Origin of the sequence: Mesorhizobium sp. M0119 (assembly GCF_040322615.1) — a bacterium.
Lineage (GTDB): Bacteria > Pseudomonadota > Alphaproteobacteria > Rhizobiales > Rhizobiaceae > Mesorhizobium.
On sequence record NZ_JAMYTU010000013.1, the window covers coordinates 101968 to 124926 of the forward strand.

The 22959-nt window shown below is 62.7% G+C and carries 24 protein-coding genes; 11 read left to right on the forward strand and 13 right to left on the reverse strand.

Translation table 11 applies throughout. From position 1 onward, the window contains the following. Positions 1-103: 103 nt before the first annotated feature. A complete protein-coding gene (locus tag NKJ40_RS15090; protein WP_352466676.1) occupies positions 104-970 on the reverse strand; it encodes an SDR family oxidoreductase in 867 nt (288 codons plus the stop codon). 168 nt (positions 971-1138) lie between these two features. Here NKJ40_RS15090 and NKJ40_RS15095 point away from each other — a divergent pair, with 168 nt between their 5' ends. Together NKJ40_RS15095 and NKJ40_RS15100 are read left to right on the forward strand one after the other, a co-directional pair. Continuing rightward, positions 1139-1405, forward strand: coding sequence for a type II toxin-antitoxin system VapB family antitoxin (locus tag NKJ40_RS15095; RefSeq protein WP_292658783.1), 267 nt, complete (start codon positions 1139-1141; stop codon positions 1403-1405). After that, complete coding sequence (locus NKJ40_RS15100; RefSeq protein WP_292658780.1) at positions 1402-1791, forward strand: type II toxin-antitoxin system VapC family toxin; 390 nt, start codon at positions 1402-1404, stop codon at positions 1789-1791. Before NKJ40_RS15095 ends, NKJ40_RS15100 begins: the two co-directional genes overlap by 4 nt. Positions 1792-1798: 7 nt before the next feature. Here NKJ40_RS15100 and NKJ40_RS15105 read toward each other — a convergent pair whose 3' ends face one another. Together NKJ40_RS15105 and NKJ40_RS15110 are read right to left on the reverse strand one after the other, a co-directional pair. Then, on the reverse strand, positions 1799-2434 hold the full coding sequence (locus NKJ40_RS15105) for a helix-turn-helix transcriptional regulator (protein ID WP_352466677.1): 636 nt from the start codon (positions 2432-2434) through the stop codon (positions 1799-1801). A gap of 7 nt (positions 2435-2441) precedes the next feature. After that, the gene (locus NKJ40_RS15110) at positions 2442-3311 is read right to left on the reverse strand and encodes a S1C family serine protease (RefSeq protein WP_352466678.1); all 870 of its coding nucleotides are present in this window, start codon (positions 3309-3311) and stop codon (positions 2442-2444) included. Positions 3312-3487: 176 nt separating this feature from the next. On the opposite strand from NKJ40_RS15110, the gene NKJ40_RS15115 reads away from it, so the two are divergent. Next, a complete protein-coding gene (locus NKJ40_RS15115; protein WP_352466679.1) occupies positions 3488-4438 on the forward strand; it encodes a S1C family serine protease in 951 nt (316 codons plus the stop codon). On the opposite strand, the gene NKJ40_RS15120 is transcribed toward NKJ40_RS15115, so the two are convergent. Beyond that, positions 4435-4860, reverse strand: a complete 426-nt coding sequence (locus tag NKJ40_RS15120; protein WP_352466680.1) for a VOC family protein — start codon at positions 4858-4860, stop codon at positions 4435-4437. The genes NKJ40_RS15115 and NKJ40_RS15120 overlap by 4 nt on opposite strands. A gap of 66 nt (positions 4861-4926) precedes the next feature. Here NKJ40_RS15120 and NKJ40_RS15125 point away from each other — a divergent pair, with 66 nt between their 5' ends. Then, entirely contained in the window at positions 4927-5553 is a 627-nt protein-coding gene (locus tag NKJ40_RS15125; protein WP_352466681.1) for a TetR/AcrR family transcriptional regulator, read from the forward strand. On the opposite strand, the gene NKJ40_RS15130 is transcribed toward NKJ40_RS15125, so the two are convergent. Then, positions 5486-6442 carry a LysR family transcriptional regulator gene (locus NKJ40_RS15130; RefSeq protein WP_352466682.1) on the reverse strand — a complete coding sequence of 319 codons (957 nt, stop codon included), beginning with the start codon at positions 6440-6442 and terminating at the stop codon, positions 5486-5488. The genes NKJ40_RS15125 and NKJ40_RS15130 overlap by 68 nt on opposite strands. 109 nt (positions 6443-6551) lie before the next feature. Here NKJ40_RS15130 and NKJ40_RS15135 point away from each other — a divergent pair, with 109 nt between their 5' ends. The 3 genes from NKJ40_RS15135 to NKJ40_RS15145 all read left to right on the forward strand — a co-directional run bounded on the left by NKJ40_RS15135 (position 6552) and on the right by NKJ40_RS15145 (position 11278). Continuing rightward, a complete protein-coding gene (locus NKJ40_RS15135; protein ID WP_352466683.1) occupies positions 6552-7196 on the forward strand; it encodes an FMN-dependent NADH-azoreductase in 645 nt (214 codons plus the stop codon). A 129-nt stretch (positions 7197-7325) separates the two neighbouring features. Then, complete coding sequence (locus tag NKJ40_RS15140; protein WP_352466715.1) at positions 7326-8705, forward strand: 3' terminal RNA ribose 2'-O-methyltransferase Hen1; 1380 nt, start codon at positions 7326-7328, stop codon at positions 8703-8705. Further along, positions 8702-11278 (forward strand): polynucleotide kinase-phosphatase, encoded by a 2577-nt coding sequence (locus NKJ40_RS15145; protein WP_352466684.1) that lies wholly within the window; start codon positions 8702-8704, stop codon positions 11276-11278. The genes NKJ40_RS15140 and NKJ40_RS15145 overlap by 4 nt, the downstream gene beginning before the upstream one ends. 8 nt (positions 11279-11286) lie before the next feature. On the opposite strand, the gene NKJ40_RS15150 is transcribed toward NKJ40_RS15145, so the two are convergent. Together NKJ40_RS15150 and NKJ40_RS15155 are read right to left on the reverse strand one after the other, a co-directional pair. Next, on the reverse strand, positions 11287-11577 hold the full coding sequence (locus NKJ40_RS15150; protein WP_023678291.1) for an HlyU family transcriptional regulator: 291 nt from the start codon (positions 11575-11577) through the stop codon (positions 11287-11289). A 113-nt stretch (positions 11578-11690) separates the two neighbouring features. Next, a complete protein-coding gene (locus tag NKJ40_RS15155; RefSeq protein ID WP_352466685.1) occupies positions 11691-12371 on the reverse strand; it encodes a PadR family transcriptional regulator in 681 nt (226 codons plus the stop codon). A 226-nt stretch (positions 12372-12597) separates the two neighbouring features. Here NKJ40_RS15155 and NKJ40_RS15160 point away from each other — a divergent pair, with 226 nt between their 5' ends. Beyond that, positions 12598-12747 carry a hypothetical protein gene (locus tag NKJ40_RS15160; RefSeq protein ID WP_352466686.1) on the forward strand — a complete coding sequence of 50 codons (150 nt, stop codon included), beginning with the start codon at positions 12598-12600 and terminating at the stop codon, positions 12745-12747. A 49-nt stretch (positions 12748-12796) separates the two neighbouring features. On the opposite strand, the gene NKJ40_RS15165 is transcribed toward NKJ40_RS15160, so the two are convergent. The 6 genes from NKJ40_RS15165 to NKJ40_RS15190 form a co-directional block, all read right to left on the reverse strand. After that, positions 12797-13165, reverse strand: a complete 369-nt coding sequence (locus NKJ40_RS15165; RefSeq protein ID WP_352466716.1) for a thiol-disulfide oxidoreductase DCC family protein — start codon at positions 13163-13165, stop codon at positions 12797-12799. A gap of 119 nt (positions 13166-13284) precedes the next feature. After that, positions 13285-13578 carry a GYD domain-containing protein gene (locus tag NKJ40_RS15170; RefSeq protein ID WP_292658752.1) on the reverse strand — a complete coding sequence of 98 codons (294 nt, stop codon included), beginning with the start codon at positions 13576-13578 and terminating at the stop codon, positions 13285-13287. Positions 13579-13773: 195 nt separating this feature from the next. Beyond that, positions 13774-14337, reverse strand: coding sequence for a hypothetical protein (locus NKJ40_RS15175; protein WP_352466687.1), 564 nt, complete (start codon positions 14335-14337; stop codon positions 13774-13776). A gap of 38 nt (positions 14338-14375) precedes the next feature. After that, complete coding sequence (gene rpoD, locus NKJ40_RS15180; RefSeq protein ID WP_352466688.1) at positions 14376-16397, reverse strand: RNA polymerase sigma factor RpoD; 2022 nt, start codon at positions 16395-16397, stop codon at positions 14376-14378. Positions 16398-16771: 374 nt separating this feature from the next. Then, a complete protein-coding gene (gene dnaG, locus NKJ40_RS15185; RefSeq protein ID WP_352466689.1) occupies positions 16772-18718 on the reverse strand; it encodes a DNA primase in 1947 nt (648 codons plus the stop codon). Positions 18719-18875: 157 nt separating this feature from the next. Further along, positions 18876-19265 (reverse strand): RcnB family protein, encoded by a 390-nt coding sequence (locus tag NKJ40_RS15190; protein ID WP_352466690.1) that lies wholly within the window; start codon positions 19263-19265, stop codon positions 18876-18878. A gap of 377 nt (positions 19266-19642) precedes the next feature. Between NKJ40_RS15190 and NKJ40_RS15195 the strand changes: the two genes are divergently transcribed. The 3 genes from NKJ40_RS15195 (at position 19643) to NKJ40_RS15205 (ending at position 22958) form a co-directional block, all read left to right on the forward strand. Then, positions 19643-21307: a Na/Pi cotransporter family protein gene (locus tag NKJ40_RS15195; protein WP_352466691.1), complete on the forward strand. Its 1665-nt coding sequence runs from the start codon at positions 19643-19645 to the stop codon at positions 21305-21307. Between the two features lie 131 nt (positions 21308-21438). After that, on the forward strand, positions 21439-21648 hold the full coding sequence (locus NKJ40_RS15200) for a DUF2061 domain-containing protein (RefSeq protein WP_023678301.1): 210 nt from the start codon (positions 21439-21441) through the stop codon (positions 21646-21648). A 128-nt stretch (positions 21649-21776) separates the two neighbouring features. Then, positions 21777-22958 (forward strand): MFS transporter, encoded by a 1182-nt coding sequence (locus NKJ40_RS15205; protein WP_352466692.1) that lies wholly within the window; start codon positions 21777-21779, stop codon positions 22956-22958. Position 22959: the final 1 nt, after the last annotated feature.

Here is a 22959-nt window from a genome sequence, read left to right on the forward strand (position 1 = left end):
TATCGACCGGCTGATGGGTCTTGGCAAAGCCAAGAAAGCCGAGGAGTGAGCAGGCGTCTGTGCCGGTCTTTTAAGAGATACTTCTGTAGCGAGATACTTTCCGTCAGTAGATACTTTTGATTTTGGTATCCGTCCGGCCGAACACCTCGTCCGGCACAAAAAAGTCACCGGCGAGCGGGCCTGTCGCGCCCGGCGCATAGACTGAGAAATCGCCGACGCCCTCGGCACGCAGCACTTCTTCGTCGATGTAGAAATTGCCGGTTGCCTCGCGCGAGGGCCTGGCCAGGATGGCGTGTGCGGCATCGGCCATGATGTCGGGCGAACGGCTCATCGCCGCCACCGTCGCTCCGCCCAGGAGGTTGCGCACCGCCGCCGTGTCGATGGTTGAGATCGGCCATAGCGAATTGACCGCGATGCCATCCCTGGCGAACTCGGCGCTCATGCCCAGCGTGCACATAGACATGCCGAACTTCGCCATCGTATAGGCGACATGGTTCTTGAACCATTTGGCCTTCATGTCGAGCGGCGGCGCCAGATTCAAGATGTGAGGATTTTCCGCTAACCTCAAGTGTGGAATGCACATTTTGGAGACGAGAAAAGTGCCGCGCGTGTTGATCTGGTGCATCAGATCGTAGCGCTTCATATCAGTTTCCAGCGTGCCGGTGAGTTGGATGGCACTGGCGTTGTTGATGCAGACATCGATGCCGCCGAACCTCTCCACGGTCTTGGCGACGGCTTCGGCGACCTGTGCTTCATCCCGAATGTCGCACAGCACCGGCAGCCCCTTGCCGCCGGCCTGCTCGATCTCTTGCGCCGCTGTGTAGATCGTCCCCGGCAGCTTCGGATGCGGCTCGGCGGTCTTGGCCGCGATCGTCACATTGGCGCCGTCGCGCGCGGCGCGCAGCGCAATCGCCAGCCCGATGCCGCGCGACCCGCCGGAGATGAACAGCGTCTTTCCCTTGAGCGACATCCTTGCGCCTCCCTGTGCTACTCTCTTTTCTACCATCCGCCGGCGGATACAAGCGCCCTTAACCCGTAGCGGTGTGTGACGCCACGGAGGGTCGTGGATTTCGCGGGGGCGCGTTGAATCTGTCGGGCGACTTCGTATATATTCCATACGAAAAGGGAGAATATATAAATGGCATTGTCGATCAAGAATATGGAGGTCGAGCAACTGGCACGTGAGCTCGCCCGCCGCCGCCAGATATCCGTGACGGAGGCTATCCGTCAAAGCCTTGAGCGCGAGGTTGCGCGCGAGCGGCTTGTGCCGCGCGACGAGACCGGTGACCTTTTTCAACGTCTGATGGCCATTGCGGAACGAGCCGCACGAATACCGGAGCGCCAAGATGCGATGAGCGACGATGAAATTCTCGGTTATGACGAGCTGGGTATCCCGACGCGATGATCATCGATTCCTCGGCGCTGGTCGCTATTTTACGCACGGAGCCGGGCTACGACCGCTTCGTTTTGGCGATCACCCAGGCTGAAAGACGTTTGCTTCCGGCACCGACACTGCTTGAAACGACAATGGTGCTCGTCGGCCGCTGGCAGGACCAGATTAACGATCGCTTCGAAACCTTTTTGCGCACCGCCTCGATCGAGACAATCCCCTTCACGGCCGACCACGCCGCGGTCGCTCGTCAGGCGTTCCTGCGCTATGGCAAGGGCCGGCATCCGGCCGCCCTCAACTTCGGCGACTGCATTGCCTATGCAGCGGCCCGTATCGAAGCCATGCCGTTGCTGTTCAAGGGTGACGATTTCCGGCTGACCGACATCGAACCGGCTGTTTGATCCACGGCTAGACCAGCACCAGCCCCTGCCGCATGGCTGTAGCGATGGCATCGGTGCGGTTGGCGGCACCGAGCTTCGTCAGGATCGCTGCGACATGGAATTTCGCCGTATGCACGGAGATGTTCAGCCGCCGCGCGATGACCTTGTTGGGCGCGCCTTCGGCGAGCAGTGCCAGCACCTCGCTTTCGCGCGGCGAAAGCGTCGGCCGGACGATATGCTCGTCAGTCGGTTCCTCCTCGAACCGGTCGCTGTCATGGAAGGTCAAATCGTGATGCTGATCGGATAGAGCATGGCTGTCACGCGAAATCCGGTAGCCCGCCGCCGCCAGCCGTGCGGCGGCGGCGATCAGCAACTCGTCCGCTTGCACCGGCAGCACGGCAAACACTGTATCGGCCGGCCGTTCACGGGCCGCTCGCGACGATAGCAGCACGCGAGGCATCGCCGCGTCGACGAGGCCGCCTTGTAGCCCACGATCATCGACGATGGCGACATCCGCCGCGTCACGCCCGTCGACTTCGCCCGCCAGAACCGGCCGCAGATCATCGGTCGCGGCGAGAACCGCGGACAGACTTCGCGCGCGCTCGGCGTCACCGAGCGCGATCAGCACCGTCAGCCGTCTGCCAGCGATCTCACCGCTTACCATCTATCCCTCAGCTCAGTGGCTTTTCACCGATGGTCAGGGAAACCTCACGGTTCTCGCCGCCGCGCACCACGCCGAGTGTCACCAAGGCACCGGCACTGTCCGGCCCGAGCTTGCGGATCAGCTCGCGCGGGCCATGCACCGTCTCTGCGTTCCACGACACGATGATGTCGCCGAGGGTGAGACCGGCTGCTTTCGCCGGCCCATTATCGTCGAGGCTCATCACCATCGCGCCCTGTGTATCACCATTGCGGACCGGATGCAGGCCGGCGCCAAGATAGCCGCGCGCCACATGACCCTTCTCGCGCAGCGTCGTGACTGCCCGTTCGATCGTTTCGTAAGGCATCACCAGCGCCCGCCGGCGTGGCCCGAACAGCAGCATGCCGATCAGTCCACCCTTAGCGTCGAGCACAGGGCCACCCTCGAAACGGCCGCCGGCATTGACGGCAAGGTTGATGCGCCGGTCGATCGTGCCGCCGCGCATTGAACGCCAAGCCGGACCGACCTCGCCGACCGTGCCGAAGGTAGCGAGCGAGGTGCCGTCGCTATTGCCCGCCACGACCGCCAGGTTGCCCGGCCGCACCGCATCCGCCTTTACCAGCGACGGCACGCTCGGCGCGCCGGCCGGCTTCAAAACGGCCGTTCCGGTGGACGGGTCGCGGCCGACCAGTTCGGCCTTGACGGCTTCGCCCGAAGAAAACGTCAGCTCGATCTCCTCGCCGGCCTCGACCGCCTCCTCGGCAGTGACGAAATAGCCGTCCCGCCAGTGGAAAGCAGTTGACGTCCGGTGGTGCGTCGCGAAGCTGGCCGTCGCTGGTGCCGCGGCTGCCGCGATGTCGGCAACGGCGTCGGAAAACGTGCTCAGATTGAAATCGCTCATGATTTGTCTCCTGGGTTCTTCGTGACCCAGATATCGCCCCGCAGGGCGTTGGCGGATACTCGCCTGACGGCTAGTTGGGCATTTGACTGGCCATCTGGTCAGGTCGCGGCCGGTCCGGCCGCTCCGCACATATAGGCATTGTTCATCTTGTTCCAAAAAAGCTACGGAGCCCTCAGATGGCCCTGCCCGCCCAGCAATTGCAATACGACGATGGCCTTCTCGATGCCTATTCGGCGACGGTCGCCGATGCCGTCGACCGTATCGGGCCCGCCGTCTGCCGCATCGAGCGGGTCGGTGGCCCGGGCGGCCATGGCTCAGGCTTCGTCATCGCGCCGGACGGGCTGGTCGTCACCAACTTCCACGTCGTCGGCGATGCGCGCAGCGTACGCGTGTCAATGCCGGACGGCGCCTCCAGGGAAGGTCGCGTGCTCGGCCGCGATCCCGACACCGACATTGCGCTGGTGCGCGCCGACGGCAACTTTGCCGACGTTGCGCCGCTTGGCGATTCCAAGCGGTTGAGGCGCGGCCAGATTGCAATTGCCATCGGCAACCCGCTCGGCTTCGAATGGACCGTCACCACCGGCGTTGTCTCAGCGCTCGGACGCTCGATGCGTGCCTCCACCGGCCGGCTGATCGACGACGTCATCCAGACCGACGCCGCGCTCAACCCCGGCAATTCCGGCGGACCGCTGGTGTCCTCGGCCGGCGAGGTGATCGGCGTTAACACCGCGATGATCCATGGTGCACAAGGCATCGCCTTCGCGGTTGCCTCCAACACGGCCAATTTCGTCATCTCGGAAATCATCCGCTTCGGCCGCGTGCGCCGTGCCTTCATCGGCGTTTCCGCCGACACCACCAACCTGCCGCGCCGCGCAGCCCTTTTGTCGCAAGTATCGAGCAGCACGGCGGTGCGCCTGCGCAGCGTCGAGAAGAACAGCCCGGCGGACAAGGCCGGCCTCAGGGAAGGCGACATTATTGCCGCCATCGACGGCCGCCCGGTCACCGGCGTCGACGATCTGGTGCGCATGCTCGACGCCGAGCGCATCGGCCGCGAGACACTGTGCACCGTGGTGCGCCGCTCCGGCATTACTCAGGTCACGGTGATGCCGTTGGCGCGGGCGAGTTAGCCCGCCGCAGCACCCTGCGCATATTGCGCCAGGAATTCTGGGCTCGGCGGGATCGGCCTGATCACGTCGATCAGCACGCCGTTGGGATCCCTGGTGATGAAATGGCGCTGGCCGAAGGGTTCGTCGCACAGCGTTCGCAAGATCGGAAGGCCAGCGGCGGTGATCCGCTCATAGACGGCATCCGGATCCCTGACCTCGAAATTGATCAGCAGACCGGACGTGCGGCCCCGCGCTTCCTCCGGGATCGTCTCATGATCGCCCTGGACGATGCCGAGGTTGACGCGGCGATCTTCGGCTGAGCGCAGATGCACGTACCAGTCGGCCTCAAACAGCCGCTTGAAGCCGAAATGCGCAACATAAAAGGCCGCCGTGCCGGCAACGTCGCTCGTCATCAGCACCGGATAATAGCTCGTCGTCCTCATCTTTCCTTCTCCCGGCGAATAACATACAGTCTGCATGTAAATCGCATAAACATACAGGCTGCATGTATGCAACAGGGATCCACTCGTCGCTCCAACCGTGATCGCACCGAGGCGACACGCGCCGAGCTCATCGCCGCGGCGCGCAAACTGTTCACCGAAAAGTCCTTTGCCGAAACGGGCACACCCGAGATCGTCGCCGCTGCCGGCGTCACACGCGGCGCGCTCTATCATCACTTTGCCGACAAGCAGGCGCTGTTTGCCGCTGTGGTCGAACAAGAGGCGCAAGCCGTCTCGGAAGAGATCGAACGCGCGTCACCGCCTTCGCTATTTGCCCGCGATGCGCTGATAGCCGGCTCGGATGCATATGTGGCTGCCATGCGTGCGCCCGGCCGCACGCGGCTCTTGCTGCTTGATGGCCCGGCCGTGCTCGGCCGCGCCGCCATGGAGGCGATCGACAATCGCCATGGCAACCGTTCGCTGCGCGAGGGCCTTGTCGCCGCAATGCGCTCGCACTCCATGACGAGACTGCCTGTAGAAGCACTGACCGCTTTGCTCGCCGCCGCCTTCGACCGCGCAGCACTCGCCATTGAAGCTGGAGCATCGATCGAGGACTATCGCGCCGTTCTCATGGCGCTGATCGACGGCCTGTCTCCGGCTCCTCCGCAGGCACCTCACCCGGTTCGAACTCGTTGAAACAGCCTAGCTGGCGCTTGAACTGGTCAATCAGCCAGGCGGCCGCCGGTTTCGGGCTGCGATCGGCGCGGTGCATGGCATAGAGCGGCGAGCGGACTTCGCTGTAAGGCTCGAGATCGAGTTCGACGAGCCGGCCGTTCGCCAGATCATCGGCAATCAGCCATCGCGGGAGCCCGCCCCAGCCCAGCCCCTCGCGCATCAGCACGTGCTTGGTGCGGACATCCGTCAGCCGCCAGGTGCGGTAGGCGAAGACGCCATAGTCACGCCCACGCGTACGCTCGGACTGGTCCGAGACGACCAGTTGGATGTGTTCGCGGACATCCTCCAGCGCCACTGGTCTCGGCAGCAGCGCCAGCGGGTGAGCAGGCGCTGCGGCTGGCACCAGGGAGATGAAGCCGATGCGAAGCAGATTCACGTCCGTCTCACCCAGAAGCCCCCCGATGCCCAGATCGGCCTGTCCGCCGACAACATGATCGAGGATAAGGCCAAGCGAGCCGATGTGCAGACGCAGTGTCACGGCCGGAAACTGCGCCTCGAATGCCTTTAGCACCCGAACCAGCACCGGCGACGGTAGCGTCACGTCGACCGACAGCGCAACTTCCGCCTCCAATCCCTGCCGATATCCGTCGACACGCGAGCGGATGCGTTGCAGCACGCCGACCATGCGTCGCGCATCTTCCAGCGTCGCCTTGCCGACATCGGTCAGTTGCGGCTCACGCGTGCCCTCACGCTCAAACAGCTTCAGCCCAAGCTGCGCTTCGAGGTTGGCAATGGCGTAGCTGATGACCGACTGCGCGCGGTTGAGCTTACGGCCGGCAGCCGAGAAGGAACCGGTGTCGGCCACCGCAACCAGGATCTGCAGTTGGTCAAGCGTCGGGTTGGGCTGCATCTTTCAATCCACAATTTAGATGGATCATATACAAAATATACCAGTTTTTCAAATGAGTCTGCGCACACATATTTGCCGGGAGATTTTAATCCAACCCTGGAGAGTCACCATGTCCATCCTTCTTGTCACATCCAGCCCACGCGGCGCCGCCTCGCACTCGACCCGCGTCGCCAACGAACTCGCCGACAAACTGCTTGCCGCCGATCCTTCGGCCAAGCTTGTCGCCCGCGACCTCGTCGCCAACCCGCTGCCGCATATCGACCCCGACTATTCGACCGGCATCTATACGCCGGCCGAAGCGCGCACCCAGCGCCAGGCTGAGGTCGTCGGCGTTTCTGATACTGTACTGGACGAGCTGTTTGCGGCCGACACCGTCATTCTCGCCACCGGCTTCATCAACTTCAACATCTCGTCGACGCTGAAATCCTGGGTCGACCACGTCGCCCGCTCCGGCAAAACCTTTGCTTATGGCGATGCTGGCCCCAAGGGCCTCGTCACCGGCAAGAAGGTCTATATCGTGCTGGCTTCGGGCGGAATCTATTCCGAAGGTGCGGCCGTGCAGTTCGATCACGCCATTCCCTACCTGCGCAGCGTGCTCGGCTTTCTCGGCATGACCGATGTCGAGGTCATCCGCATCGAAGGAGTCGGCATGGGCGCCGACGCGGTGGCAGCAGCGCTGGCCAAGGCCACGGCCAAGGTCAATGCCATTGTGGCTGCGACCGGAAATGCCGAGCGCGTCGCCACCGCGGCATAAAGCGTCAGCATCGTCTGAATTGTACAAGGGCAGGCGCCCGGCGCCTGCCCTTGTTTTTCGTAGCGACAGCCTGTCGTGGGCCACACAACCGCCATTGGTTATTCCGCTTGTCTGCGCTATCGGTCGCGGATGTTCCTGTCTGTTGCCACAACGCACCGTCCGGCCACCGATCTCGGTTTCTTGCTGCACAAGCATCCGGATCGCCTGCACAAGACCGACCTGTCTTTCGGCAAGGCGTGGCTGTTCTATCCCGAGGCAACCGAAGACCGTTGCGAGGCTGCACTCCTGCTCGACGTCGACCCGGTGGGACTGGTGCGAGGGAAGGGCCAGGCAGAAGGCTTGCTCGACCAATATGTGAACGACCGGCCTTACGCTGCATCATCCTTCCTGTCGGTAGCGCTGAACAAAATGCTGCGGACGGCGATGACCGGTATATCGAAGGAGCGCCAGGAACTAGCCGACAGCGAACTGCCGCTGGAGGCCGTGGTTACTCCACTGCCGATGCGCGGCGGTGAGGCTCTGGTTCGAAGTTTGTTCGAACCCTTGGGCTGGACAGTCGATCTGACGTCAATCGAAGGAATCGGGACTGCAGGCGAGCCCCGATACGGCCATCTGAAGCTGACCGGCACGGGCCGGCTCAGCGCCTTGTTGAATCACCTCTATGTGCTGATCCCGGTGATGGACGATGCCAAGCATTATTGGATCGGCGAAGCAGAGATCGCCAAGCTGCTGTCCAGGGGAGAGGGCTGGCTGGAAAACCATCCGGCCAAAGACCTGATCGTGCGCCGCTATCTTGGCAATCGCAGGGCTTTGGCCCGCATCGCCCTGGAGCGGCTGGCTCCCGAGACGGCTGGCGAGGCACAATCTGCCGAGCTGCGCGTTACGCCCGAGGAAGCGCTGGAGACGCCGATCCGGCTCAACGATCTGCGCATGGAAGCTGTGGTCCAAGCCATTCAGGCGACGGGGTCAACCTCGATTGCAGATTTGGGATGCGGCGAAGGCAAGCTGCTCGGTCGGCTCGTGCGCGAGCGATGGGTTCATAAGCTGTTCGGGCTCGATCCGGCGGTACGCGAACTGGAATGGGCTGCAAAGCGTCTCAAGCTGAACGAATTAGGCGGGCCGCCCGAGGGCCGGGTCACGCTGCTGCATGGATCGCTGACCTACCGGGACAGCCGTTGGGCCGCAGCCGACGTCGCTGTTCTGGTCGAGGTCATCGAGCATCTCGACGAGGACAGGCTGCCCCTGGTCGAACGCATCGTTTTCGGTGAGACGGCACCCAAATCCGTCATCGTGACCACTCCGAATGCGGACTACAACGCTCTGTTTCCAAGACTGGCCGCCGGCGCATTTCGCCATCCCGATCACCGTTTCGAATGGAGCCGGGCTCAGTTCGAAGTCTGGGCGGCAAAAATCGGTGAGATCTACGGCTATTCGGCCATCTTCAGCGGTATCGGAGCCGAGGACGCTACCCTCGGCGCCCCCACGCAGATGGCGGTGTTCACCCGATGAGAGAACCCGATAAGACCAACCTCACCATTCCTGACTTCGCCCTCGTCGTGCTGATCGGCTCGACCGGATCGGGCAAGTCGACTTTTGCCGCCAAGCATTTTCTGCCGACCGAGATCATCTCCTCGGACCAGTGCCGGGCGCTGATCTCCGACGACGAAACCGACCAGGACGTCTCTGCGGATGCCTTCGATCTGGTTCGCGAAATAGCTGGCAAACGGCTTAAACACCGCAGGCTGAGCGTCATCGACGCCACCAATGTGCGAGCCGCCGACCGCAAGGCCTGGATTGAGCTGGCGCGCAAGTGGCACGCTTTGCCCGTCGCCGTGGTCCTCGATCCAGGCGTCGAGGTGTGCGTCGCCCGCAATGCGGTGCGAGCCGACCGGCCGTTTGGCGCCGGGGTCGCCCAGCGCATGACAACCGAGATCCGCAAAGGTCTTGGCGGCCTGCAACGCGAGGGCTTCCGCCAGGTCTGGAAGCTTACCAGCGAGGCCAGCATCGACGCGGCCGAGGTGTCGCGACAGCCGCTGTGGACCGATAAGCGCGACGACCATGGCCCGTTCGATATCATTGGCGACATCCACGGCTGTTCGGATGAGCTTCATATCCTGCTCGCTCGATTGGGCTACAGCATCGCCTGGTCCGAGCATCAGGGCGACCGAACGGTCACCGTGGTTCCACCAGAGGGCCGCAAGATCGTCTTTGTCGGCGACCTCGTCGATCGCGGCCCCAACTCGCCCGACGTACTGCGCATCGCCATGAGCATGGTCGCGGCTGGAACGGCTTACTGTGTCCAGGGCAACCATGAACGCAAACTCAGCCGCTGGCTAGAAGGCCGCAAGGTCACGGTCGCCCACGGCCTCCAGCAGACTATCGATCAGCTAAGTGCACAGGACCGAGGCCTGCGCGAGGCGCTGCCCGCCTTTCTCGACGGCCTGCGCAGCCATGTCTGGCTCGATGGCGGAGGCCTCGCTGTCGCCCATGCCGGCCTCAAGGAAGAGATGATCGGACGCGGTTCCGGCGCCGTGCGCGAGTTCGCTCTGTACGGCGAGACCACAGGCGAGACCGACGAGTTCGGGCTGCCCGTCCGCGCCGACTGGGCCGCGGCCTATCGTGGCAAGACGGCCATTATCTATGGACATACGCCCACGCTATCGGCTGAATGGGTCAACAACACCCTGTGCATCGACACCGGATGCGTATTCGGCGGCAAGCTGACGGCCTTGCGCTGGCCGGAACGCGAACTGGTCGAGGTGCCGGCAATCCAGACCTGGTCGGAGCCGATACGTCCGCTGGGCGGGCTCGGTCAGGACAAATCGGCGCAGGCCGACGCCGACGGCGTGCTCGATTATCAGGACGTCTCCGGTCGCCGTTGGATCGAGACCGGACTGAGGGGCCGGATTGTCGTGGCCGAGGAGAACGCGTCGGCAGCACTGGAGGTGATGAGCCGCTTCGCGCTCTCGCCGCAATGGCTGGTCTATCTGCCGCCGACCATGTCGCCGTCCGAGACCAGCAGCCAGGACGGCTGGCTGGAACGTCCGGAGGATGCCTTCGCTTATTTCCGCGAGCGTGGCGTTGCCCAGGTCGTGTGCGAGGAGAAGCACATGGGTTCGCGGGCACTGATCGCGCTCTGCCGGAACGCGCAGGCGGCACGCAGCCGGTTCGGGATCCCGGGCGACGAAACCGGCGCAATCTGGACCCGCACCGGACGCTCCTTTTTCAACGACAGTGCCATGACGGAGGACCTGCTCGCCCGTCTTCGCACCGAGGTCGACGCGGCGGACCTGTGGAAGGAATTGAACAGCGACTGGCTGCTGCTGGACGCCGAGATAATGCCTTGGTCGGCCAAGGCCGGCAGTCTGATCGAAAGCCAATATGCGCCGGTGGCGATATCCTCTGCCGCCGGATTCAAGGTCAGCCGCGAGGCGCTGGCCCGTGCGATGGCGCGCGGCGTCGATGCAGCCGGCCTGAACGCACGCCTTGAAGACCGTACCGCCCGCGCAGCCAAATACGCCACCGCCTGGGCGCCCTACGTATGGCCAGTTTCGGGCGTCGAGGACCTTAAGGCCGCGCCTTTCCACCTGTTGGCCAGCGAGGGACGTGTTTGGTTTGACCAGGACCATGTCTGGCACATGTCGCTCGCGGACCGTCTGGCTGCCCGTGGCGGCGTGGTCACGCCGACTCGATGGCGTATGGTTGATCTGGCCAACGGCAGCGCGTGTGCCGAGGCCGTCGCCTGGTGGGAGGCGCTGACTGGCTCGGGCGGCGAAGGCATGGTGGTCAAACCACGCGACTTCGTCAGCCGTGGCAAGAAGGGGCTCATCCAGCCGGCGCTGAAGGTCCGCGGCCCGGAATATTTGCGCATCATCTACGGTCCCGAATATGACGCGCCCGACAATCTCGTCCGCCTCCGAGAACGCGGCCTGGCCGGCAAGCGCAGCCTGGCGCTCAGAGAGTTCGCGCTTGGTCACGAAGCGCTAACGCGATTTGTCGCCAAGCAGCCGCTACGCCGGGTTCACGAGTGTGTCTTCGCCGTTCTGGCGCTGGAAAGCGAGCCAATCGACCCAAGGCTGTAGTAGCCGATCTACCCGAAGATCTTTTCGCCTTGCTCGTCGACCAGTTGGATGCCCTTTTTGATCGAGATGTCGACAGCGTCATCAAGCCCGGCGAAGCGGTCGGCGCGGATGAATTTGTGCTCCTTCATCACGCCGTCGATCTCCTTAGAAACTACGCCGCAGGTCTGGTACTGGCCCTCCGCCTTATAGGGAGTGGCGCTGATCAAAAATCCCTTGTGCTCGATCTGCTTTGCCGGCGCCGCTGTCTTTGGCTCGGCGGCTTCGTTGCCTCCGCCGAAAAGACGCTTCAGAAAAGACATGGGGTATCCTCCAACGGCAATCATCCTGCACCACATAGCGCGGTGCAGGATGATTTTCAGTACCGGTCCTTGGCCGAGCGGGCAAGGGCCGCAGCTGGCTTGGCAGCCAGAGGTCAGTCGCGCGACAACGCTTCCAAGGCCTCCGCGGCAGCTTCCAATATGCTGATTGCCTCGGCCTGCTTTGCTTCAGGCGCATCGACGATTTCGCCGAGCGCGGCGCGCAGCCGGTGGCGCACGGCGCGAAACTCGTCGCGCTTTTCCGAGCGGCCGCGGCCGCGCCGGCCACCGTCGCCGTCATCGTTCCAGCCGAACCAGTCGCGCGCCTTCGCCATCTTGCGGCCGAAGCGCTCGAGATGGTCGAGCACGTGGTCGATCATCTCGCGATTTTCGTTGAGGTGCGCCTGCCCAGCCTCGGTGATTGAAAACACCTTCTTGTTGCCTTCCGCCGCAGAAACGGCGTAGCCGGCCTCTTCCAGGAAGGTCAGCGTCGGGTAGATCACGCCGGGGCTCGGGCTGTAGAAGCCGCTGGTGCGCTCCTCCAGCGCCTTGATGATGTCGTAGCCGTGCCGCGGCGCCTCGGCCAGCAGGGACAACGTGATCAGCTTGAGGTCGCCGTCGGCCAGCATGCGCCCGGCGCGGAACATGTCGCCCGGTCCGCCGCGTCCGCCACCTCTCATGCCATGCCCGAACGGGCCGAAGCCGCCGCGCCCACCGAACTTGCCGGCCATATGCATGAAAACGCGCTCGGCGTGTTCGCCGAAACGATGATGCCCGAAATGATTGCCTTTGTGCATCGTCTGCTCCTTGCGTTATGTCTTAAGATATATCTCAACTAGGCACCCATGGCGGCCGAGTCAAGATATATCTTACGATGTATCTGAAGATAGCGCCGGCAGGATTGATTTTCGCCGGCAAGCGCGGCTAGGAAGCGCGTGAGGCCAAAGGCAACTCCGTAAGCGTCTGACTTGAAGCAACGCATCCACCCCCGGTCGTTCCAGGCAGTTACCCGAAGTCCGGCGAATGGATGCCAAGGCGACGGACCAGATGCTTCAGGGAAAATCCCAGATGATTGTGAAAACCTCGCGCAGAAAGCTGCCTCCGACGCTGCTGCTGGTGCTGCCGGCGGTGCGCCGCATCGTTGGCTGGTTTTGCGAGCCTGTGGCTCGATAGCCGGCCCATGTGAAGGCCTGGAAACAAACTCCGGGCCTTTGCCACACCGTTACCAGCGGCCTTTGCGCCGGTTCCAGGCGTAGAGCAGATCGGCGAAACGATCATAGGCATAGCGCGTCAAGGGCAGTGCGGCAGGATTGCCGAACAGTGTCGCCAACCAGCCCTCGCCAGGCGTTATCAGCCACACCGCAATGGCAACATCGGCGCCGACCAGCAATTTGCCATCGGCGTCGGTCGCATGCAGCCGGCGCCGGATATCCTCCAGCCCGATGCCGTAGCGGGCCAGCGCCGTCGGTTCGGCATTGATGTCGCGAAATTCGACCCGCCCCGCCTTGACCGCCTCGATCAGCCGCCGTTTCTGCCGGCTGATACCGGCATCACAGACCGGACAGCGCGTATTATACCAGACGGTCAGCAGAGACTTGCTCACGTTTCGAAACGGCACCAGAGGGACGCGCACCGACTATCCGGCAAACGCCGTTGCGCCGCAACGCAACACGACACCTGCGAAATGGCTGGCCAGGCCTGTAGCGCAACTTACCCGAGCGAGGTGATGATCTCGCGATAGGCATCCTCCGGGAAAGCCTTGAGTGTCCGCGTCCTGACGTTTCCACCCGTGGCCAGCATCAGCGAGAAACGAGCGAGCACCGCATCGTCGGGGGCTTCGAGCACCGCCACCATGTCGCAATCCCCCATGGTGAGATAAAATGCCTTGAAGGACCCGCCCATGTCGCCCAGCAGCTTCTTGGCGGCATCGAGCCGCTTCGGCGACTCGCGCACGTTTTTTGCGCCTTGCTCCGTCCAGTTGATCAGCACGATGTAAGTTGTCATGGCACACCTCCCTTCGGGGCCACGGAGCACGGCGTCACAGCCGGGGCGGGCATCCGGGGTTGTCGCCCAAAAAATGCATCCGACACGAGATTATCCTCCCGACCGGCATGTGCCGCAAGAGCGGTGCCGAGAAACAAAAAAGGTGCCGAGGGGCACCTTGTTTGAATCGCTTGAGCCTTGCTTGAGAAAGTGCAGTTATTGAACAACATCAATTCCCGCCGCAAAAAGTCCGTCCGCCGTGCCGCGCCCGGTCAACACGACCCGAGTGCCCTGATGGAGTGTATTACGAAAGTTGTCCGAGATACCGCATAGAGTGCCGGTCATCAACGGCATGCCCGCCAGGCTGACTCTATTCGGACAGCGGTAAGACCAACCCGCCGTATCACTGACGGAAAATTCGAGTTGCGTATGCTTCCCCATCAGTGCCGCTAGCCAGAGCGGGTATGCAGTCAGGACAGTTGCACGGATAAAAACGCCGAAAATAAAAGGCAACACAATGACGCCAAAACCAGAAAGGATGAGGGTCTTGATGGACACCTGCGGGGCGTCGAAGTCCCTTGCAAACTTTCGGCAGGAAAGAACGAGAATTAAGCAGCCAGCAGGTATAGCAATCGATTTCGCGATCATATCGTGGTCGCTCACATAACGTTGCGACGGCACAAAAGAATGACCGAAGATCATTGCTCCAAGTAGAGCCAATAGGTGAATGGTAAGACCGGCCAGGCTGAAAACGATGACCCGTGGGAGGAGGCGGCGCAATGACCGTCTCTCAGTTATCTCCCCCACGGAAGCCTAGCCTAACTGTCCAGGAAGCTGCGCAGCTTGCGCGAGCGGCTCGGGTGCTTGAGCTTGCGCAGCGCCTTGGCTTCGATCTGGCGGATGCGCTCGCGGGTGACCGAGAATTGCTGGCCGACCTCTTCAAGCGTGTGGTCGGTATTCATGCCGATGCCGAAGCGCATTCTGAGCACGCGCTCTTCGCGCGGCGTCAGCGAGGCCAGCACCCGCGTCGTCGTCTCGCGCAAATTGGCCTGGATCGCCGCGTCGATCGGCAGGATCGCCATCTTGTCCTCGATGAAGTCGCCGAGATGCGAATCCTCCTCGTCGCCGACCGGCGTTTCGAGCGAGATCGGCTCCTTGGCGATCTTCAGCACCTTGCGCACTTTTTCCAGCGGCATGGCGAGCTTTTCCGCGAGCTCTTCCGGCGTCGGCTCACGGCCGATCTCATGCAGCATCTGGCGCGAGGTGCGCACAATCTTGTTGATCGTTTCGATCATGTGCACCGGAATGCGGATGGTACGCGCCTGGTCGGCGATCGAACGGGTAATCGCCTGCCGGATCCACCATGTCGCGTAGGTCGAGAACTTGTAGCCGCGGCGGTATTCGAATTTGTCGACCGCCTTCATCAGGCCGATATTGCCTTCCTGGATCAAGTCGAGGAACTGCAGGCCGCGATTGGTGTATTTCTTGGCGATGGAGATGACGAGGCGCAGATTGGCCTCGACCATTTCCTTCTTGGCGATCGCGGCTTCGCGCTCGCCCTTCTGCACCTGGTTGACGATCTTGCGGAATTCCTGGATCGAGATCGCCGTCTCGGTGGCGAGGTTCTGGATCTCGGCGCGCAGGTCGCGGATGGCGTCCTTCTCGTTCTTGGTGAATTCCTTCCAGCCGCGCGAGGTCAAATTGCCGATCGAGCGGGTCCAGTTCGGATCGAGCTCCGAGCCCTGATATTCCCTCAGGAATTCCTCGCGGCGCACGCCATAGCTTTCGGCCAGCCTGAGCAGCTTGCCTTCGTTCTGCACCAGGCGCTTGTTGATGTCGTAGAGCTGCTCGACCAGCGCCTCGATGCGCGCCGTGTTCAGGGACAGCGACTTCACCGCCTTGATCAGCTGGTCCTTCAGCTCCTTGAGCCGGCGATCCTGGCTGGGCGACAGCGTGCCGGCGGCGGCCAGCCGGTTCTCGACCTGCTGATCCTGCAGCTTGCGCAGTTTCTTGTAGGTGTCGGCAATGACGTCGAGCGTCTCCATCACCTGCGGGCGCAGTTCCGCTTCCATCGCCGCCAGCGACAGGCTCGCCTCGTCATCGTCTTCCTCGTCGTCGTCCACCAGGCCACGGGTGTCGCCGCCGACATTGGTGATGTCGTCCTCGTCCTCGCGCGAACGGCGCGACTTTTCCTCGGTCTTGGCTTCCTCGATACGCTCGACAACCGGCGCCTGCTTGGCCTCCGGCCCGGCATAGGTCGCCTCGAGGTCGATGATCTCGCGCAGCAGGATCTTCGATTCGTTGAGCTCGTCACGCCAGATGATGATGGCCTGGAACGTCAGCGGGCTTTCGCACAGGCCCGCGATCATCGTCTCGCGGCCGGCCTCGATGCGCTTGGCGATCGCGATTTCGCCCTCGCGCGACAGAAGCTCGACCGAGCCCATCTCGCGCAGATACATGCGGACCGGATCGTCGGTGCGATCGGTCGGCTCTTTCTTGGTCGTGGTGGCGGCGACGGCGGTGCCGGTCTGCTCAGCGAGCTCGTTGGCATCTTCCTCGGCATCAGCGGCGGTATCGGCGGCTTCGGGCTCCTCGCCCTGCTCGTCGTCCTCGACCACATTGATGCCCATGTCGGAAAGCATGGCCATCGTGTCCTCGATCTGCTCGGAGGTCACTTCCTCCGAGGGCAGCACCGAATTCAGCTCGTCCATGGTGACATAACCGCGCTTCTTGGCGGCCTTGATCATCTTCTTGACAGCATCGTCGGAAAGGTCGAGCAGAGGGCCATCGGTCGCGGCCTCGCGTTCGGTCTCGACTTCTTCCTTTTCTTTTGTCGCCATAGTCTTTATTTTCTCCAAGCGGCTGAGTATCAAAACCGCGTAAGCTGCCGGTCCGGTCAAATTGGATGCGCTCCTTCCAGAACGCGCTTTACCGGGCCAGTAACTGCATCTCTCGTTAAGTCCAGATTAACCCTGATATCTGTGGCAAGCTGACTGCCTGTCCAGTGATCAGTACCTTACATCGCTGCATTCCCGTCGATGCCGGGGCGGGTTAACGTTTCGAATCGACCTGATTCCGCCATTCTGCCGGAAGGTCAAGCGCCTCTCGCATGATTCGCATGAAAAAAGCGAATCAATTACCCGACTTAGAGCACTGCACGCTTGATTCAACGCGCAAGCACGTCCTTACATTTCAGTCTTCTGGAGGCTTCGACCTAAACGCGCCCAGCCCTGCCCGACGATACGCCAAACCCTTCGATCAACGCTTCCGTTGCCTGCACATCACGAAATTGCGCCTGGATTTCGACCAGGTGCCGGTAGTTTTCGTCCGTGGGATCGCTGGCGAGCGCTGCTTCCGCCTGCTTCAGCTCCTTATGTAAGGTGCGCGCGCTGCGCTGCAAGTGGAGAGCTTGGCTGAACGCATCGCGAGCATCGTCGAGTGCTGCAGTTTCCAGCGCCGGCCATTGCCGCGCACGTTTGATCAGCGCCACCGCGCGCTGCCATATCTCACCGCAGCCGGCCCGCTCGATCGTCGCGATTACAGCCTCGCGGTTGTTGGCCATGTCGTGCGCCATGGCGTCGAGGATGGCCGCATGCAACCGCTTAAGATCGGAGTTGGCGAGATCAAGGAACTCGACATGGGCGAAATTCTCGTCGATCAGCACGGGATGATTGACGAGGGCCGCAATGATCGTCGCCTCGCGCACCGACATGCCCTCGCTGCCGCGTTTGACCAGTGCCGAGCGGCCGAGACTTTCGGTGATCGCGGTGCGCCCACCGGCACCGCCGCCACGTGCAAACTGTCCGCCGGGTGCTGAGACCCTGCCCGGGAAGCGCTCGCCGGGCCGTCCGTCCTGACGTCCCTGGCGTCCGCGCTGGGTTCCGAAGAAGCTCTGTACCCGCTCGCGCATTTCCTGTTGGTAGTGATAGCGAAGGCTCTCGTCGCGGATGCGGCTGGTCAGTTCGCGCAGTGTCTTTTCGAGCTCCGCCCGCCGTTCCGGCGTGTCGAAGATGCCGCCAGCGGTCTCGCGCATCCACAAGAGGTCGGCCAGCGGCCGTGCCTCGGAAAGCACGGCGCGGAACGCATCCGGTCCGTCACCCTTGACCAGATCGTCGGGATCCTTGCCCTCCGGCAGCAGGGCGAAGCGAACGGAGCGGCCAGCCTGGACCATCGGCAGCGCCATGTCGGCGGCGCGCCACGCTGCCTTCAACCCGGCCTGGTCGCCGTCGAAGCACAGCACCGGCTCGCCGGCCATGCGCCATAGAAGTTCGAGCTGGTTTTCGGTCAGCGCAGTGCCGAGCGGCGCCACGACATTCTCGAAGCCGGCCTGCGTCAGCGCGATCACGTCCATATAGCCTTCGACGGCGATGACGGTGCCGCCCTTGGCCAGCGCTTTGCGAGCGCGGGCGAAATTGTAGAGCACGTTGCCCTTGTGGAAGAGCTCCGTGTCCGGCGAGTTCATGTATTTGGCAGGCGCATCCGGCGCCAGCGCCCGCCCGCCGAAGGCGATGATCTTGCCTCTGGAATCCGGGATCGGGAACATGATGCGGTCGCGAAACCAATCATAGGAAACCGGGACGTCGTCGCCATGGCGCACCAGCCCGCACGCCTCGATGTCGGCCTTGGGGACACCCTTGGCGGCAAGATGCTCCTTCAGCGCATTGCGGCTGTCGGGGGCATAGCCGAGGCGGAAAGACTGCTGCGTCGCCGGTGTCAGGCCCCGGTCGCGCAGATAGGCGCGGGCCTTTGCCCCTTCCGGTCCCTGCAGTCGTTCCTGGAAGAACACCGTCGCCATCTCCATGACGTCGGTCAGGCTGGCGCGTTCCTTTTCGCGCCGCTCCTCCTGGGCATCGCGAACCGGTATCGGCACGCCGGCCATGTCGGCGATCTTCTCGACCGCTTCAGGAAAGCTCATGCCATCGAGTTCGGTCAGGAACTTGAAATGGTCGCCGGAAACCGAGCAGCCGAAACAGTGATAACGGCCCTTCTTGTCCTCGCAGTGGAAGGACGGGCTCTTCTCGCCATGGAACGGACAGCACGCCCAATAATCGCCGCGTGGCGCGTTGGTCTTCTTCCTGTCCCACGCGACGCGCTGGCCGATCACCGAAGAAATCGGTACGCGGTCGCGTATTTCGTCGAGGAAAGCAGGCGGAAAGCGCATGGGGGACAGCTCGTTTGGCCTCCATATAATCACACGGGCGAAGCCCGACGACTCCTAATGGCGGCCATACCCGGTTTTCACAGGCCAAAAAGAGAAGGCGGCCCGCGGGCCGCCTTCCCGATCTAAACCGGCGCAGCGCCGGTCAGCCGCTCCGGGCTCACTGCGCGGCGATGGCGCCGAAGATCAGGCCGGAGAGAACGCTTACCAGCAGATAGTCGTTGCCGACCCGGATCCACTCCTGGCCGGGACCGGGACGGCGCAGGCCATAGTGGCGATAGTCGCGGATCGGCTGGTGACGCTTCCAGCTGGAATATCTCTGGCCGTTGCGCCAATGGCTGCGCTTAACAACGATCTTCTTCTTCACTACGACGCGCTTGTTCACCTCGACATGCTTGTTCACGTCGACATACCTGCCGGGCTTCTGCCAGTCGACCTGGCTGTAGTTCGACTGCGGCGCGTTTGGTGTGTTCAGCGGTGCAGCCTGGCCCTGCAGGGCCGTTGCAGCCAGCATCGAGAAGGCCATGGCGGAAAGAACGATGCGTTTCATAGCGGGTACTCCTAGGTTGTCGACGCCTCTGGAATAGAGCCGGAAGGATGAACCGAAACTGAACACCGGGATTACGTTTTCGTAATGATTTCTTACGTTTAGCACGACTAATTCAGCGCTACCTTTAAAGCGACCGTCCGAGAATGGACGCGTGACCCTCCGCAACTCCGCAGTCTATGCAACCATTTTGTCAGCCATCCATTTCCGACACGCTCCGTCGCTTGCCAAAAGGCGTCCGAACCGGGCAAAATTTATTATTCGGCTAAAAAAATCGGAGTAATATCAACCTCTGCAATGTCCACGATTCGCGCCCACTTTTGCCCCCTTGACGTCACGGCGCTCGCGTCGCTGATACCGGTCGGCTTGCGAGGCCTGGCATGAGTGGTTCCGTCGTTTTGCTGCACCTTGCCGGCGCGGTCGCACTGATGCTGTTTGCCACCCGTTTGGTGAAGACCGGCGTCGAGCGCGCCTATGGCGATGTGCTGCGCCACAAGCTGCGCGCCACCATGCGCAATCCGTTCATGGCGGTTCTGGCCGGCTGCGGCCTGGCTGTCGCACTGCAAAGCTCGACCGCCGTCACCTTGCTGGTCGGCTCATTCGCCGGCTCCGGTATTGTCAGCGGCATGTCGGGCCAGCTTGCGGTGCGCGGTGCCGAGATCGGCTCGGCCCTGGTGGTCAAGCTGCTTACCTTCGATCTGTCGCTGCTGGTGCCGGTCTGCCTTGTCGCCGGCACGGTCATGTTCATGGCCACCGAGCGGCGCGATTGGCGCCAGTTCGGCCGCATCCTGGTCGGCATCGGCCTGCTGCTTCTGTCGCTGGAGATGATCGGCCAGGCGTCGGAGCCGCTGCGCCAGAGCACGCTGATGCCGCTCATCGTCGACTACTTCTCCGGCGATCCGGTCACCGCCTATATTCTGGCGGCGTTGGTCACCTGGCTGTTCCATTCCTCGATTGCCGCGGTACTGCTGATGGTGACGCTCGCCGGCCGCGGCTTCATCCCGCCCGAACTCGGCATTGTGCTGGTGCTCGGTGTCAATCTCGGCTCTTCGATCATTGCGCCGCTTCTAACCCGCAACGCAGAACCCGGCGTTCGTATCGTGCCGATCGGCAATCTCCTGATGCGCGGCATGGGCTCGCTGATCATGCTGATCCTGTTCCTGACGTTCAAGCCGCCGGTCGCCTTCTTGGGCAGCACCGTGCCCGACCAGATCGTCAATGCCCACATCGTCTTCAACATCCTGATCCTGATCGCCGGCCTGCCGCTGGCGAGCCTGGTCTATCGTGCCTCGGAAAAGATCGTGGCGCTGGGCACCAAGCCGCAGCCCGCCAACGCGCTCGACGTCGTCGAGCTTTCGGCGCTCAACGAAAGTGCGCTCGACGTGCCGAGCCAGGCTTTGGCCAACGCCACCCGCGAGGTGGTGCGGGTCTGCGAGACGGTCGAGATCATGCTGAAACGGATCATCGAGCTCTATGAGAGCGCCGATGCCGACAAGATCGGCGCGCTGGCCGCACTCGACGACCGTGTCGACAGGAAGCACGCGGCGATCAAGCTCTATCTGGCCAAGGTCACCAAGAACCCGTTGAGCGAGGACGAGGCGCTGCGTTGCCAGGAGCTGATCGGCGCCTGCGTCAAGCTGGAGCAGGTCGGCGACATCATCGTGCGCAACATGCTGGTCCACGTGAAGAAGAAATTCGAGCGCGGGCTGGAGTTCACGCCGGAAGGCTGGCGTGAGCTTTGCGCCTTCCATGCCTTGGTGCTTGCCAATGCCAGGCTTGCCTTCAACGTGCTGGTGTCCCGTGATCCTGAGACCGCTCGCCAGTTGGTGCTGGAAAAGGACCGGCTGCGCGACCGCGAGAAGGAAACCAGCCAGAGCCATTTCGTGCGGCTGCGCGACGGCACCGCCAAGAGTGTCGAGACCAGCTCCATCCATCTCGACACCATTCGTGACCTCAAGCAGATCAACTCGCTGCTCGCCTCGATGGCCTATCCCGTGCTCGAGGAGCGCGGCCTGCTCACCGGTTCGCGGCTGAAGGCTGGATAGATTGCGTCCACAGGCCGGGTAGCTTCAGAACATCGCCTATGAAAATTGCTGTGGGCCAATGCGCAAAAATTATCTTTGCGCCACCTCCTGTCTGTCGGCTAAAGATCGCCGCATCTACCGGAAGGAAGTCGATGGACACCCATTCTCGCAGCTTCGCCAAAGCGCTTTCCTGGCGCGTCACCGGTACCATCGACACGATGATCATTTCGCTCGTCGTGACCGGAAGCATCAAGCTCGCCGCGGCTATCGGCCTGACCGAGGTCGTCACCAAGTCGCTACTCTACTATCTTCACGAGCGGGCGTGGCTGAAAATTCCTTATGGAAGGAAGGCAGCCGCCTAGCTCTTGCCTCCGCGGCGGGCGCCTGACCGGCGGTCAAGAAAAGCTAAAACGGCGTCGACAATTTCTGGATTGCCCGCTGCCCTCATCCGTGGTTTGAGGCCACCTTATCCGAGGATCGCCTTTCCGCCATGCTCCCCCTCATTGCCCTGTTCATTGCCGCCTTCGCCTTCGGCACCACCGAATTCGTCATCGCCGGCGTGCTGCCGCAGGTGGCGGATGGCCTTGGCGTCGCGATCCCGACCGCCGGTTATCTCGTTTCCGGCTATGCCGGCGGCATTGCAGTCGGCGGCCCGCTGCTGGCGCTCGCTACCAAAAGGTTCTCCCGCAAGGCCCTGCTGCTTGGACTGACTGCGGCTTTTACCATCGGCCAGGCGGCCTGCGCGCTGGCGCCCGACTTCGCCTCGATGCTGCTGTTGCGGATAGCGGTGGCCGTCGCGCATGGTGCCTATTTCGGCGTTGCCATGGTGGTGGCCGTCGGCCTCGTGCGCGAAGACCAGCGCGGCATGGCGGTAGCGCTGATCCTGTCCGGCCTCACCGTATCGAACGTAATCGGCGTTCCGGCCGGCACGGCAATCGGCAACATCTGGGGATGGCGTGCGACATTCTGGGTGATGTGCGCGCTCGGCGTGGTGGCCTTCGCGGCAATCGGCGCCCTGCTGCCGCGCAAGACGGGATCGTCGAGCCCGTCCGTCAGTCTTGGCAGTGAGGTCCGCGTACTCGCACGCCAGCAGGTCTGGACCTCGCTCAGCATCATGCTGATGCTGATGATCGGCCAGTTCGGCCTGTTCACCTACATCACGCCGACGCTGCTTGAGGTCACCGGCCTCGACGAGAAATGGATACCTTGGGTGCTCCTGCTCAACGGTGTCGGTGCAACGATCGGCGTCTTCGTCGGCGGGCGGCTCGCCGACTGGAAGCTGATGCCGTCGCTCATCGCCATGCTTTTGCTACAAACGGCAATGCTCGTCTTGATCTACGCCATCAGCCCTTACCCACTGCCGATGGTGATGGCGATCTTCATCTGGGGCGGCCTCAACTTCGCTATCGGCACGCCGATCCAGACCCGCATCCTGACCTGGACCGCGGATGCCTCCAATCTTGCCTCGTCGCTGATTCCGTCGGGCTTCAATGTCGGCATCGCGCTCGCCGCATCGCTCGGGGCGGCCATGCTCAATGCCGGCTATGGCTATCGCAGCCTGCCGGTGGTTGGCGCGACCGCCATGCTGGTCGCCGTCGCGGTTTCGCTTGCCTCACATGTCTGGGAATGGCGCAGCCGAGCTGCGCCGCCGCTGCCGGCTGCCGCCGAATAGG